Annotated in this window: 14 protein-coding genes; 8 read left to right on the plus strand and 6 right to left on the minus strand. The window is 73.3% G+C overall.

The window, feature by feature from the left end:
- Window positions 1-10 precede the first annotated feature (10 nt).
- The gene (locus ACQUQD_RS30440; RefSeq protein WP_428955356.1) at window positions 11-817 is read left to right on the plus strand and encodes a nucleotidyltransferase domain-containing protein; all 807 of its coding nucleotides are present in this window, start codon (window positions 11-13) and stop codon (window positions 815-817) included.
- Here the strand turns inward: ACQUQD_RS30440 and ACQUQD_RS30445 are convergent.
- Window positions 781-1,338 (minus strand): 2'-5' RNA ligase family protein, encoded by a 558-nt coding sequence (locus ACQUQD_RS30445; protein WP_428955357.1) that lies wholly within the window; start codon window positions 1,336-1,338, stop codon window positions 781-783. The two genes, ACQUQD_RS30440 and ACQUQD_RS30445, sit on opposite strands and share 37 nt — an antisense overlap.
- Before the next feature lie 139 nt (window positions 1,339-1,477).
- Here ACQUQD_RS30445 and ACQUQD_RS30450 point away from each other — a divergent pair, with 139 nt between their 5' ends.
- Complete coding sequence (locus tag ACQUQD_RS30450; protein ID WP_428957698.1) at window positions 1,478-3,259, plus strand: FUSC family protein; 1,782 nt, start codon at window positions 1,478-1,480, stop codon at window positions 3,257-3,259.
- A 93-nt stretch (window positions 3,260-3,352) separates the two neighbouring features.
- Here ACQUQD_RS30450 and ACQUQD_RS30455 read toward each other — a convergent pair whose 3' ends face one another.
- Window positions 3,353-4,195, minus strand: a complete 843-nt coding sequence (locus tag ACQUQD_RS30455) for a S1 family peptidase (protein WP_428955358.1) — start codon at window positions 4,193-4,195, stop codon at window positions 3,353-3,355.
- Between the two features lie 187 nt (window positions 4,196-4,382).
- Here ACQUQD_RS30455 and ACQUQD_RS30460 point away from each other — a divergent pair, with 187 nt between their 5' ends.
- The 3 genes from ACQUQD_RS30460 (at window position 4,383) to ACQUQD_RS30470 (ending at window position 6,921) form a co-directional block, all read left to right on the plus strand.
- A complete protein-coding gene (locus ACQUQD_RS30460) occupies window positions 4,383-5,768 on the plus strand; it encodes an amidohydrolase (protein ID WP_428955359.1) in 1,386 nt (461 codons plus the stop codon).
- A gap of 90 nt (window positions 5,769-5,858) precedes the next feature.
- A complete protein-coding gene (locus ACQUQD_RS30465; protein ID WP_428955360.1) occupies window positions 5,859-6,548 on the plus strand; it encodes a DUF899 domain-containing protein in 690 nt (229 codons plus the stop codon).
- A gap of 190 nt (window positions 6,549-6,738) precedes the next feature.
- The gene (locus ACQUQD_RS30470; protein ID WP_428955361.1) at window positions 6,739-6,921 is read left to right on the plus strand and encodes a hypothetical protein; all 183 of its coding nucleotides are present in this window, start codon (window positions 6,739-6,741) and stop codon (window positions 6,919-6,921) included.
- Here ACQUQD_RS30470 and ACQUQD_RS30475 read toward each other — a convergent pair.
- From ACQUQD_RS30475 to ACQUQD_RS30485, 3 genes are all read right to left on the minus strand, one after another.
- Window positions 6,854-8,854: an ABC transporter ATP-binding protein gene (locus ACQUQD_RS30475; RefSeq protein WP_428955362.1), complete on the minus strand. Its 2,001-nt coding sequence runs from the start codon at window positions 8,852-8,854 to the stop codon at window positions 6,854-6,856. The two genes, ACQUQD_RS30470 and ACQUQD_RS30475, sit on opposite strands and share 68 nt — an antisense overlap.
- A 201-nt stretch (window positions 8,855-9,055) precedes the next feature.
- Window positions 9,056-9,496 carry a hypothetical protein gene (locus ACQUQD_RS30480; RefSeq protein WP_428955363.1) on the minus strand — a complete coding sequence of 147 codons (441 nt, stop codon included), beginning with the start codon at window positions 9,494-9,496 and terminating at the stop codon, window positions 9,056-9,058.
- 57 nt (window positions 9,497-9,553) lie between these two features.
- Window positions 9,554-10,012 carry an ATP-binding protein gene (locus ACQUQD_RS30485; RefSeq protein WP_428955364.1) on the minus strand — a complete coding sequence of 153 codons (459 nt, stop codon included), beginning with the start codon at window positions 10,010-10,012 and terminating at the stop codon, window positions 9,554-9,556.
- 301 nt (window positions 10,013-10,313) lie between these two features.
- On the opposite strand from ACQUQD_RS30485, the gene ACQUQD_RS30490 reads away from it, so the two are divergent.
- Window positions 10,314-11,183: a helix-turn-helix domain-containing protein gene (locus tag ACQUQD_RS30490; RefSeq protein WP_428955365.1), complete on the plus strand. Its 870-nt coding sequence runs from the start codon at window positions 10,314-10,316 to the stop codon at window positions 11,181-11,183.
- Window positions 11,184-11,456, plus strand: coding sequence for a DUF397 domain-containing protein (locus tag ACQUQD_RS30495; RefSeq protein ID WP_428955366.1), 273 nt, complete (start codon window positions 11,184-11,186; stop codon window positions 11,454-11,456).
- A gap of 117 nt (window positions 11,457-11,573) precedes the next feature.
- Here ACQUQD_RS30495 and ACQUQD_RS30500 read toward each other — a convergent pair whose 3' ends face one another.
- Window positions 11,574-12,986, minus strand: a complete 1,413-nt coding sequence (locus ACQUQD_RS30500; protein WP_428955367.1) for a PLP-dependent aminotransferase family protein — start codon at window positions 12,984-12,986, stop codon at window positions 11,574-11,576.
- Between the two features lie 47 nt (window positions 12,987-13,033).
- Between ACQUQD_RS30500 and ACQUQD_RS30505 the strand changes: the two genes are divergently transcribed.
- A complete protein-coding gene (locus tag ACQUQD_RS30505) occupies window positions 13,034-13,564 on the plus strand; it encodes a carboxymuconolactone decarboxylase family protein (protein WP_428955368.1) in 531 nt (176 codons plus the stop codon).
- The last annotated feature ends 27 nt before the right edge of the window (window positions 13,565-13,591 follow it).

Here is a 13,591-nt window from a genome sequence, read left to right on the forward strand (position 1 = left end):
GGTGGCCGCCATGCCCGAACTCACCGACACCGCCTTCCTCGACCACCTCGCCGACCGCCTGGCCGCCCTCCCCGGCGTCCGCGCCGTCTCGCTCGGCGGGTCGCGGGCGCAGGGCACGCACAGCGAGGCGAGCGACTGGGACACCGCCGTCTACTACCGGGGCGGCGAGGGGCTGTTCGCGCCGCGCCATCTGCGGGAGATCGGATGGGAGGGCGAGGTCACCGAGATCGGCGGCTGGGGCGGGGGCGTCTTCAACGGGGGCGGATGGCTGGTCGTCGACGGACGGCGCGTCGATGTCCACTACCGGGATCTCGACAGCGTCGAGCACGAGCTCGCGGAGGCCGTCGCCGGGCGGTTCCGCGTCGAACCCCTGCTCTTCCATCTCGCCGGCATCCCCTCCTATCTCGTCGTCGCCGAACTCGCCGTCAACCGCGTCCTGCGAGGGGAGGCGCCCCGGCCCGACGGATACCCCGCCGCCCTGCGCACGTCCGCCGCCGAGCAGTGGTGGGGGCGGGCCGGACTCACCCTGCACTACGCCCGCGCGGGGAACGTGCCGCTGGGTGGCCGCACCGAGGTCGTGGGGGCCGTCGCCGTCGCCGCCATGCAGGCCGGACACGCCGTGCTCGCCGCCCGCGGGCAGTGGGTGACCAACGAGAAGCGGCTGCTGGAGCGCGCCGGGCTGCGCGGGATCGACGCCCTGCTGGCCGACCGTTCGCTCGGGCTCGGTGAACTCGTCGACCAGGCACAGGAGTTGCTGGAAGCCGCGGTGAGCGCCGCCCGTCAGGAAGCGGAGCGGCCCGCGCCCAGCAAGGGATAGTCGGCGACATCGCGCCAGCCCGTGCCCGGGCCGTCCGTCACGATGAGGCGGACCGCGCGGATCTCGGAGCGGACGGGCAGGCGCGGGGTGAAGTCCGTGTCCGGGAGATCGTCCGTGCCCTCGCCGGCGGCGAGCGTCAGATGGGGATCCAGGCCCTCGCCGCCGAAGACGCCGCGGTACGGGACCGCCTGAGGCCAGCGCTCCCGCAGCGCCTTCGTCAAGGCGCGGACCGGGTCGGCGGGGGACGGGTGCAGATAGAGGACCCCCGGCCAGCGACGGAGCTCCCGGAACGCGAGGGTGAACGGGGACGCCGCCGCGATGACCGCCCGCAGTTCCGCCTCCGTCGCCGCGTCCAGACGCTCCCGCGGCAGGAAGGGGTACAGGACGGTCACGTGCGCCCGCGCCGGAGTGCGGACCAGCGGGTCCGCCTCGGGGACGTGGATCGTCAGGGCCGTGTCGCCCGGGGCGTCCGGCCAGCCCGCGTCCGCGGACCGGCGCCGGGCGTTCTCGTCGGAGGGCATGGGCCAAGTGTCACATTGCGGAAATGCGGGCGTTCCCTTCCCTTCCACAACGTCCCTTACGGTGGAGGGACCAGTTACCGGCTGGCCGATGTCGTCCGGCGCCACCGCGTCCTCCCACGACAGGAGCCTGCGCTTCACCATGGTTCGCCCGCAGCCCCCGTACTCCCTCCCTCCGTGGCTCGCCCACGCCCTCCGCGCCCAGCGCGCCCCCGTGCCGTGGCCCGCCGTCGTGCGCGGGGCGCTCGCCGCCGGGCCGCTGCTCCTGACCGGCGTGCTCGCCGGGCGGCCGTCCAGCGGGGTGCTGCTCGCCCTCGGCGCCATGCTCGCCGGGGTCAACGACCGGCCCGGGACCCGGCTCGCCGCCGTATCGAGGCTGGGCGGGCCCGCGCTCGCCGGTGCCCTGGGCATGCTCATCGGCAGTGCACTCGCGGGGTTCGCCGGGAGTGGCCTAGTCATCGTCGCCGCCTTCGCCGGACTCGGCCTGATCGGCGGGGCGTTCAGCGCCGTCGGGCCCGTCGCCTCGGCCGCCGGGACGCAGTTGCTCGTGACCGTCGCCGTGGGGGCGGGGATGCCGCTGCCGGAGGCCGGATGGCAGCGGGCGCTGCTGTTCGCCGGTGGCGCCGGGTGGCTGGTGACACTGCGGGTCGCACTGCCGTCGCCGGTGCGCGCGAAGGGGCTCGGCTATCTGTACGACGGGGAGCGCGCCGCCGTCGCCGGGGTGTACGACGCCGTCGCCGCGCTGCTCGGCGCCGCCGGCGGGCCGGACGCCCGCGCCCGCCGCGCCGCCCTGACCGCCGCGCTCGACCAGGCGCAGGACGCCCTGCGCGGGGGCGGGGCCGCGACGCGGCGGCTGCGGGCGCAGTTCGGCGCCGCGCTGCCGCTCGCCGAGGCCGCCACCGCGCTGGCCTGGACCGGGGAGCCCGTGCCGGACCGCGCCGCCGAGGGGCCGCTGCGGCTCGCCGCCGCCGTGCGGACCGGTGCGCCGGTCGGTGCGCTGCCCGCGCCCGCCCGCTCCGATGCCGGACTGCGGGCGCTGGACGAGGCGCTGCTGCGGGCCGCCGAGGCGTTCGACCGGGGGAGCGGGAGCGAGGGCGCCGTGCGTCGCCGCGTCTCGCCGACCGCCGCCGTGCGCCGGGCGGCCGGGCCCGCCGGGCGGGAGTACGGCCTGCGCGTCGGGCTCTCCTTCGGGGCCGGCGCGGCCGTCGCCCAGGCCCTGCAGCCGGTGCACTGGTACTGGCTGCCCGCCACCGCCGTCTTCCTCGTCAAGCCCGATCTCGGGCCGCTGGTCTCGCGCGTGCTCTGCCGGGCCGCCGGGACGGTCGCCGGAGCGCTGCTGTTCGCCGGGCTCGCCGCCCTCCTGCCGCGCCCTCTCGGACTGGTCGCGCTGGTGGGCGTGTGCGGGGCGCTGATCCCCGTCGCCACCCGGCACTTCGCCGCGCAGACCGCCGTCGTCACCGTGCTCGTCCTGTCCCTCGTGATGGCCGGCGGTGAGCCGGGGGCCTCCTGGAGCCGGATCACCGAGACGCTGCTCGCCTGCGTCATCGTGCTGATCGCCGGGCATCTGCCGTGGCCCGGCGCGCACCGGGGCGGCGGGGTACGGGTGCGGATCGCCGTCGCGCGCGAGGCCGCCCAGTCGTACGTACGGCACGTGCTGAGCGGTGACGAGGACCGGGCCGGCCGCTGGGCGCTGCGGCGGGAGGCCTACCGGACGCTGGCCGAGGCGAGGGCGGCCGTCGAGCTGGCCGCCGCCGAACTGCCCGTCCTGGCCCGGCACTCGCACGGATCGCGCCGGGTCACGGTGGTGCTGGAACGGCTCGTCGACGCGACCACCGCGTGTGCGGTGCAGGTCGATGACACGGGGCGGGTGCCTGTGCGGGACGCCGAGCGGATCGAGGTGCTGCTGGCGGAGCTCGCGGCGTAGCGCTTCGCGGGGGCCGGGTCGGCGGTGCCGAGCGGCTCGGCGCCGTGCCGCGCCCCTGGCGGGGCGCAGGCGGACCACCTGCGCCCCGGAGCGTCACGGCTTGGGCAGTGCACACCCCGGTGCCGACAGGTCGATCTTGTTGCCGGTGCCGACGCACGGCACGATCCCGTAGGTCTGCTGCGCGTAGTTGATGCCCTCGCGCACCGTCACGTTGCCGCTCTCGTCCACCTCGCACGGATTGTTGTCCGTGCAGCGCCCCCCGTCCTCGTTACCGGTGTTGTTGACCGCGACGACCTTCCCGGTCGCCCGGTCGAGCACCGGGGAGCCGGACGTGCCGCCGATCGTCTGGCAGTCGGAGGTGTAGCGGACCGAGTCCTTCCAGGTCCACTCGCCCTCCTTGAGGTTGTAGGCGAAGCCGTCGACCGAGCAGTTGTACGTCTTCTTCCAGTAGCCGGAGACCACGCTGATCGCCGTGCCCTGGGTCGGGTGGTCCGCCGACAGTTCCAGGGCCTTGATGCCGTACGAGCTCTCGATCTGCTCGTAGGTGCTGGTGAGTTCGTAGAGCGAGACGTCGGTGTCCGTCATCGTGCCGTACGCGATCTTGCTCGCCCGCAGCGTCGCGACATCGCCGGCCGAGGAGTCGAGCAGGGTGAAGGTGCGCGACGAGGGCTGGTCGACGACGACCTCGCCGGGACCGGGGAAGCCGGACTCCAGGCAGTGGCCGTTGGACAGGACCAGGGCCGGGTCCGTCGGCTGGGAGTCCGGTACGCGGACGACGGAACCGGAACAGTTGCTGAGCGCGACCGTTCCGGCGAAGTCCACGGCCTTGGCTCTGGGCGCCGCCGACGCCCCGGACGCGTCAAGTGCCGTGGCGGGGACCGCCGCCGTTCCCAGGAGCAGAACGGCGGAGAACGCGCCGACGAGAGACTTCTTCATGTGGGGGGTTCCTCTCCCGTGCTGAGAGTGGTGCACCGTGTGGGGGGACGGGCGTGCGTCATGAAGGGCGCACGCCCGTGCTTGGCATGAGCATTGTGATGGCGTACGGCTCAGCGGACAACAGTGCCTACTCAGCGAACAGGCCACGGCGGGCCGCGCGGACCCCGCCGCTCGCTACCGTGCCTCCATGGACGCCGCCACCGCCCCCACCGCCGACCTGATCGTCACCGGATGCACCGCCCTGCTGCACGCCGACCCGGACGAACCCGATCCCCAACTCGCCGCCGAAGGGATCCACTTCAGGCCCGACACCGCTCTCGTCGTACGGGACGGAGTCGTCGTCGACGTCACCGACAGCGCCGCCGTGGCCGGCCTGGAGAGCGCCGAACGGATCGACGCCCGCGGACTCGTCGCCCTGCCCGGACTCGTCAACTGCCATACGCACAGCCCGATGGTGGCCCTGCGCGGACTCGTGGAGGACCTGCCCGAGCAGGAGTGGTTCAACGACTGGATCTGGCCCATCGAGTCGAACCTCACCCCGCGCGTCGTGGAACTCGGCGCCCGGCTCGCCTGCGCCGAGCTGATCCGCGGCGGCGTCACCTGCTTCGCCGACCACTACTTCGCCATGGACAGCATCGCCGAGGTCGTCGCCGGAACCGGACTGCGCGCCAATCTCGGCGAGGCCTTCTTCTCCTCCCAGGGGCCCGAGGGACGGGAACGCTCCCTCGACTTCGCCCTGCGCCACCGAGGCGGCGCCGACGGCCGCATCACCACCTCCCTCGCGCCCCACGCCCCGTACACCGTCGACGAGGCCGACCTCGCCGCCACCGCTGAACTCGCGCACGAACACGGCCTGTTGGTGCATCTGCACGCCGCCGAGAACCGCGCCCAGACCGACACCAGCCTCGACCGCCACGGCCGCACCCCCATCGACATTCTCAAGGACACCGGCCTGCTCGACGTCGATGTCCTCATCGCCCACGGCACCGGCATCCTGGACCGCGACCTGCCCGCACTGCGGTCCGCCACCGGACGCGTCGGCGTGGCCAGCGCACCCCGCGGCTACCTGAAGTTCGGCTGGGACACGACACCGGTCCGCGCACTCGTCGAGGCCGGTGCGCACGTCGGCCTCGCCACCGACGGCGCCGCCTCCAACAACACCCTCGACGTCTGGGAGGCGATGACGCTCACCGCCCTCGTGCAGAAGCGGACCGAGCGCGACCCGCGCTGGCTGACCACCCGTCAGGCGCTGCGTCACGCCACCCTCGACAGCGCCCGCGCGATCGGCCTCGGCGCGAGCATCGGCTCCCTCGCGCCGGGCCGCCGCGCCGACCTCGTCCTCGTCGACCTGAGCGGCCCGCACACGCAGCCCGTGCACGATCTCGCCGCGACCCTCGTGCACAGTGCCCGCTCCGGCGACGTGCGCACCACCATCGTCGACGGCCGGGTCCTGATGCGCGACGGGCGCCTGACCACGATCGATGTGCCGTCCGTGGCACGGGAGTTGAGTGAACTGCTGCCCGCGCTCGTCGAGCGCGGACACGGCCGGCGCATCCAGGAGTACGACACCTGAGACGGCGCGCGAGAAAGTTTCCCCGGAGCCGATGAGTTCCGCCGACACCCGCGGTCACCCCTTCGAGAGACCCCGACCCGAGGAGGAACCATGGGGCTGCCGAAGGTGGTCACCCGCGAGGAGTGGCGCGCGGCCCGCGAGGAGCTGCTCGCCCTGGAGAAGACGGCGACCCGGGCGCGCGACGCGTTGAACACCCGGCGGCGCGAGCTGCCCATGGTCGAGATGGACAAGCCGTACGTCCTCGAGGGCGCCGACGGCAAGGTCGAACTGTTCGACCTCTTCGAGGGGCGCTCCCAACTCGTGGTCTACCACTTCATGTTCGCGCCCGAGTGGGACGCGGGCTGCCGCAGCTGCTCGGGGTTCCTCGACCAGATCGGGCACCTGGCGCACCTGCGCGCCCGCGGCACGGCCTTCGCGGCGGTCTCCCGCGCGCCCTTCACCAAGATCCTCCCGTTCAAGGCCCGGATGGGCTGGACGACGCCCTGGTACTCGTCGAACCTCAGCGACTTCAACCAGGACTTCGGCGCCACGGTCGAGACCGACGACGGCCTCCAGGAGCGGCCCGCGCTCAGCTGCTTCCTGCGCGACGGCGAGCGGATCTTCCATACCTACTCGGCGTTCGACCGCGGCCTCGACAACATCGGGTTCACCACCAACCTCCTCGACCTCACCGCGCTCGGCCGGCAGGAGGAATGGGAACAGCCACAGGGCCGCGCCTCGGCCCTCGGCGCGCCCGCGGGCAGCGCGCGGATCCGGTACCACGACGAGTACCTCGACTGAGCGGACACCGCGAGCCCGTCCCCGCCCCTCCCGTCCCACCCTCTGCCTCACGAGCGGAACGCGTCCCAACTCGGTGTCATTATCGTCACGTTGCGAGTCCTTACGCCCCCTGTCAGCGTTCTCCCTCATAAGGCGCCGGGACGGACCGGCGCCGGTACTTTCGGCACGATCACGGGGGCAGGGACGAACGATGATCAACGGACGAGTGGTACTGCGACGCTTCCCGGCCGGCGGGCCCCGCGGCTCCTGGCCCGAGGAGGAGTTCGCGCGCCTGCGCCGCCTGGAGGGCCAGCCGGCCGAGGTGGTCATGGACTTGGCGACGGATGCGTTTCTGGTGATCGTGCGGGAGGCGGCCCCGGAGCCCGTCGCGTGAACTGGTCCGCCTGGAGCCGGTACAGCTCGGCGTAGACCCCGCCCGCCGCCAACAGCTCGTCGGGCGAGCCCGATTCGACCAGACGGCCCTGCTCCAGGACGTGGACCAGGTCGGCGTGGCGGACGGACGCGAGGCGGTGCGTGATCAGGATGACCGTCTGGCCCGTGCCCGCCAGCGCCCTGATCTTCTCGAAGACCTCCAGCTCGGCCCGCGCGTCCAGCGCGGCCGTCGGCTCGTCGACGATGAGGATCCGGCCCTTGCGGAACGCGGCCCGCGCGATGCCGAGCCGCTGCCACTGCCCGCCCGACAGCTCGTGCCCGCCGCTGAACGCACGCGCGAGGAGGGTGTCGATGCCGCGCGGCAGGTCCCGTACGACCTCACCCGCGCCCGCCTGCGCCACGGCGTCGCCGACCCGCTCCTCGGTCGGCTCGTACGACGCGCGGCCGATGCCGACGTTGACGCGCGCGGTGAACGGCCAGCGCTTGAAGTCCTGCGCCACCATCGCGACGCGCTCGGCGAGCTGGACCCGGTCCGCGTCCGCCGCGTCGACCCCGTCCCACCGGATCCGGCCGCTCTGCGGGGTGTAGAGCCCGGCGAGCAGCTTCACCAGGGTCGTCTTGCCGGAGCCGTTCTCCCCGACGAGCGCGACGATGCGGCCCGTCGGCACCGACAGCGTCACGTCGTCGAGGGCGGGGCGGGCCGCGCTGCCGGGATAGGCGAAGGTCACGTTCTCGAACCTGATCTCCGCCGGCTCCGCCGGAAGCTGACAGCCGCCGCGCGGGATCGCCCGGCGGGCCGCCTCCACGTACAGCCGCTCCAGGTCACCGACGAACAGGGCGTCCTCGTGCAGGGAGTTGATCTCCAGGACGAGCGTGTCCAGGCTCTGCGAACCGGTACGGATCGCGATCACCGCCGTTCCCGCCACCGACAGCGCCATCGCACCGGTCAGCAGGAGCAGACCGAGCGTCGCGTACGTCGCCGTCGTCGCGAGGCCCGTCCAGGCCGCCGCGACCAGCCCGGTACGCGCCGCGAGCCGGGCGAGCCGCGCCTGTTCCGCCTCCTGCGTTTCCGACATCGAGCGGAAGTGGCGCAGCAGGAACGGACCCACCCCGTGCACCCGGATCTCCGGCGCCGCCGCCGTGTCGATGAGCAGGCTGCTGATCAGCCGGCCCGCCCGCGCGTGCTGCACCCACACGTGGAACGAGCGGTAGCGGCGCCGCGCGATCGTCAGGGCGCTCCACGCGCTCGGCAGCGTCATCGTCACGAGGAGCGGCAGCAGCACCGGATGCAGCACCGTCAGGACGCTCGCCGCCGCGATCAGTGAGATCAGCGCGTTCACCACGCGGGTCGCGATGGAGATCATCCGGCGCGCCGACGACGCCCCGTACTGCGCGGTGTCGAGCAGCTTGTGGAACGCGTCGTCCTCGATCGCCGCCAGCTCCACGGCCGCCGCACGCTCCAAGTACCGCTCCGTGGCCAGGCGTTCGACCTTCGGCTCCAGACGGCCCGTCGCGTACGTCGACGCGGCGCGCAGCAGCGCCGCCACCAGCAGTACGGCCGCCATGGCGATCAGCGCGGGCGCCGCGCCGCGCAGCCGGTCCGCCATCGGGCCGCCCGCGAAGAGCCGCGCCAGCACGCTGTTCACCGCGAGCAGGCTCACCGCCTGCGCGATCCCGCGGCCCGACTCCGCGGCCAGCACGACGCCCGCCGCGCGCCGGTCCGCGTCCCGCGCCAGCCGGAAACTGGACGCGAGCAGCGCGGGCAGCCGCGTCAGCATCGCCCGGAAGTTCAGCTGGAGAAAGGCGTCCTCGTGCGCCGACCAGCCGATGTCGTAGCGCAGCGGACCGCCGAACAGGAGCGCCTCCGACTCCGAGGTCACCGGTTCGTCGGGCTCGGCACCGTCCGCCCTGCCCGCCGATGCGGTCGTGCTCATCGAACCACCCCGTCCCCGTCGCGGCCCCGGGCAAGCGATGCCGGGTGCCTCACCCCGCAGTGCCATGTGCCGAGTACAAGAAGGGCCCGAAGTGCCCGCACTGGCAAGGGAGTTGTTCCACGACCGGTACGCTCCGGACACTTCCGGCCACCGGCGGCGTCCCCGGCGAGGGGTGGTGAGGAAAGGCGTGGGGCCCCTGGGTCAGGGAGCGCCCACCGACCGGGACCACGCCGGAGTCGTCCCGGTCACCCGGCACAGCGCCAGGTACAGCGGAATGGGCGGGGTGTACGGCACCTTGCCGTCCGGGCAGTGGATGAGGTCGGGGGCCTGCCGGGCGTCGGGCACCACGATCCCGGTGGTGTAGCGCGCGGGCGCCGGCCACTCAAGCGCCACGTCCGAGTCCGACGGCACGAGCCACCACCAGTGCGCCCCGTCCGCGTACACGCAGCCCATCCGCGGCAGCCGGCGCGTCATCGCGCGGGCGAAGACCTCGGGGACCGCCACCGCGTCGCAGCCCAGCGGCGCGGTCATGCCGTCCGGCACGCTCAGGCGCACCGGTTCGGCCGGGTGCGGGGCGCGTCGCCGCCGGGCGAGTCCGACCAGGGAGTCCAACTGCATCGTCCGCGTCGTCACCACGCCCATCCGTTCCCGTTCAGCACGATCGTCGTTCTTCGTCCGCCTGGTCGGGGCGGGCGTCGCTCACCAGGCCCAGCCGGTGCCGTCGGGGACCGGCACGGGCCCGGGACCCGTCACCGCCTCGGCGTCCCGCGGCAGCTCCGCCCAGACGAGCAGTCCGGGCCCGGTCTCCTGGGCGCCCCACGCGGTGGACACGGCGGCCACCAGAAGGAGCCCCCTGCCGTGCTCCTCCTCGGGCGCGATCCGGCCCGCGGGGCGGGTGTCACCAGAGATGCAGCCTTCGTCGCGCACCGCTATCCGCACCCGCTCACCCGCGTCGTCGCGCAGTTCGCGCAGCTCGCAGTGGATGCGGCGGCTGGCCGTGTGCACGATCGCGTTCGTGACCAGCTCGGACACGACGAGGGCGGCCGCGTCACAGGTGTCCTCGCACGCTCCCCATCGGCTGAGATGGGTGCGCGTCATGCGCCGGGCCTGTGCGGCGGAGCCCGGGTGGGGAGCCAGTTCGAAGCTGCTGCGCCGCACCGCGGACCCCACCGGGGTGGCCGAACGGTCACTGAGCGTAGCTTCGCCGACTTCTGTTCCTAAGGGCGCGGACGGAGTCACGCTTGCCACTATCTCCCCGTCGTGAACACTTGGCAAGAGCCACTCTGAAAAGTGCAGAGTGCAGTGTGCCGCGCGGAGCGGGCATGGCACACTGCTCGCAACAGCTCGTCGCGCGGCGCCCATTGGGGGCGAACCGCGGGGAAACGGCCGGTGAACCACCCTCTCCGGACCTTCTTCCGCGGCTGGATCCAGACACGTGAACTACTGGGAGGTAAGGGGCGTGAGCGAACCGCGGTCCGCGCCGACGGTCGGCCAGGTCGTCCTGGGCCGGCGCCTCCAGGACCTCCGCGAGAGCGCCGGACTCAAGCGCGAGGAGGCCGCGCGAGTACTCCGCGTGACCGCCGCGACGATCCGCCGCATGGAGACCGCGGAGGTCGCGCTCAAGATCCCGTACCTCCAGCTCCTCCTGAAGTCCTACGGTGTCGCCGGGGACGAGTCCGACGCGTTCGTGCAGCTCGCGGAGGACGCGAACAAGCCGGGCTGGTGGCAGCGGTTCCACGACATCCTGCCCGGCTGGTTCTCGATGTACGTGAGCCTGGAGGGCGCGGCCGCCCTCATCAGGTCGTACGAGCCGCACTTCGTGCCGGGCCTGCTGCAGACCGAGGACTACGCGCGCGGGGTGCTCCGATCCGGGGCCATAGGCCGTGAGCTCGCCGACGACCCCGAGGTCGTCGAACGGCACGTCGCCCTGCGCATGCAACGCCAGAATCTGCTCACCCGTGAGGACGCGCCCCGTCTGTGGGTGGTCATGGACGAGACCGCCCTGCGCCGTCCCGTCGGCGACGCGGACGTGATGCGCGGCCAGATCGACCGGCTGCTCGAAGCGATGGAGCAGCCGAACGTGACGCTTCAGGTCGCGGAGTTCGCGAGGGGCCCGCACCCGGGCACCTACGGCCCCTTCGTCCTGTTCCGATTTGCCATGTCAGAACTGCCGGACATGGTGTACAGCGAGTACCTGACCGGCGCGGTCTACCTGGACGCGCGACCCGAGGTGGCCACTCACCTGGAGGTCATGGACCGCATGGCGGCGCATGCCGCGACGGCACAACGCACAAAGGAGATCCTCCGCGATCTCCGCAAGGAGCTGTGAATGGACCGGATCAAGGACCGGATACGAGGCGTCGACGGCGAGCCGATCTACAACGGCATGCCAGCGCGTGAACTCGGCACCGAGGGCTGGCACAAGCCGTGGAGCGGCGGCAACGGAGGCAACTGCCTCGAAGCCATGAAGCTGGCCGACGGCCGGGTCGCCGTGCGTCAGTCCTCGGACCCGGACGGGCCCGCCCTGATCTACACCCCGGCCGAGATCAACGCGTTCATCGAGGGAGCGAAGGCGGGGGCCGCGGACTTCCTCCTCTCGTGAGACCTCTCGTGACACCAGTCGTGACACCTCTGGTGAGACCTCTGGTGACACCGCTTGTGGCAGCAGGATCCTGACGGCGGGGGAGCGCCCCGAATGGGGCGCCGCGGGTCACCCCCGTCAGAGCACCGCGCACAACGCGTCGACCGCCGCCCCGTAGGCCCGCTCGGCAGCCGCCGCGTATCCCACGACCAGTCCGTCCACCGCAGGCTGCGACGCCTGCGGATGCCGGAACTCCGCCAGGCCCTCCAGTGCGATCCCCCGCCAGGCCGCGGCCTTCAGCACCGCCCGCTCACTGCCCGCGGGCAGCCGCAGCACCGCGTGCAGACCCGCCGCGATCCCGGTCACCTCGATGTGCGGCGCCCGCTCGGCCAGCGCGCCCACCAGACGGTCCCGGCGGAGCCGGTAGCGCTGGCGCATCCTCCGTACGTGCCGGTCGTACGCCCCCGAGCGCAGGAACTCGGCGAGCGCCAACTGGTCGAGGACGCCCGCCCACGCCTCCCGCTCGCCCTTGGCCGCCAGCACGCCGCCCACCAGATGCCGGGGCAGCACCATCCACCCCAGCCGCAGCGCGGGGGACAGGCTCTTGCTCACGGAGCCCACGTACACGACCCGCTCCGGATCCAGCCCCTGCACCGCCCCGACCGGCTTGCGGTCGTAGCGGAACTCCCCGTCGTAGTCGTCCTCCACGACCACACCGCCGTGCGTCCGCGCCCAGTCCACGACGGCCGCCCGCCGCTCCGGATGCAGCGGACCGCCCGTCGGGAACTGGTGCGCGGGCGTCAGCAGCACCCCGCGCACCCGGCTCATGCCGGTCAACTCATCGATGCGGGCACCGTCCTGATCGAGCGTCAGCGGCAGGGTCCGCACCCCCGCGCGGTCCAGCAGCGACCGGTGGAACCCGAGCCCGTACGACTCCACGGCCAACGGGCCCCGCAGCACCCGCTCCCCGTACAGCAGCCGCAGCGCATGGGCGAACCCCGAGCAGATCACGATGCGTTCGGGCTCGGCGCGCACCCCGCGCGCCCGCGCCAGATACTCCGCGAGCGCGGTGCGCAGCTCGACGCGGCCCTGGGGATCGCCGGGCCCGAACGCCGCGGCCGGCGCGTCGGTCAGGGCGCGCCGGTACGCCGTCGCCCACGCCGCCCGCGGGAACGCCGAGGCGTCCGGCGTGCCCTGCCGCAGATCGTGCGCCGGGCCCTCCCGGCGCCGCGGCACCGCCTTCGGCACCCGCTCCGGCCGGCCCGGCGGCTTCGCCCGCTCCGCGACCCGGGTCCCCGACCCCTGCCGGGCGGTGAGCCAGCCCTCGGCGACGAGTTCGGCGTAGGCGTCGGCGACGGTGTTCCGGGCGACGCCCAGGTCGGCGGCGAGCGCCCGGTACGGCGGCAGCCGGGTGCCGGGGGAGAGCCGACCGGACCGGACGGCGTCGCGCAGCGCGGCGGCGAGCGCGCCCCGCCGGCTGCCCGACCCGGACAGCTCCAGATGCAGATCGACCCCGATCCGCTCCGCCGAATTGACCCACGATTCCGCCATGGAAATGCACCCTACAGCGGGTCTCTCGGGGCCGTAGATTTCCTGTCATGACGACGAACACGACGAACGCGACGACGAACGCGACGACGAACACGACGAGCAACACGACGACGGACACGCAGGTCGCGGCGGTCGTGCGGACCGACTTCGCCAAGTCCGCCCCCAAGGCGTTCCGCGCCCTCATCGGCTTCGACGCCGCCGCCCGCGCGGGTCTCGACCCGGCCCTGGTGGAACTGATCCAGATCCGTTCCTCGCTGATCAACAACTGCGCGTACTGCCTCCACATGCACACGAACGACGCCCGCAAGGCCGGCGAGAGCGAGGACCGGCTGCACCTGGTCGCGGTGTGGCGCGAGGCGCGGCACTTCTTCACGCCGAAGGAGCAGGCGGCGCTGGCACTCACCGAGGCCGTGACCGAAGTGGCCGACGCCGGGGTCCCCGACGCCGTCTACGCGGAGGCCGCGGCCCACTTCGACGAGGCCGAACTCGCCCAGGTCATCGCCCTGATCTGCACCATCAACACCTGGAACAGGGTGGCCCTGGCGACGGCGAAGCGGGCGGGCACCGACGAGCGCTGAGCCCGGCGGCAGCGGGGCGGGGGAGAC

Source organism: Streptomyces sp. cg35 (assembly GCF_050410835.1).
In the GTDB taxonomy this organism is placed as follows: Bacteria; Actinomycetota; Actinomycetes; order Streptomycetales; family Streptomycetaceae; genus Streptomyces.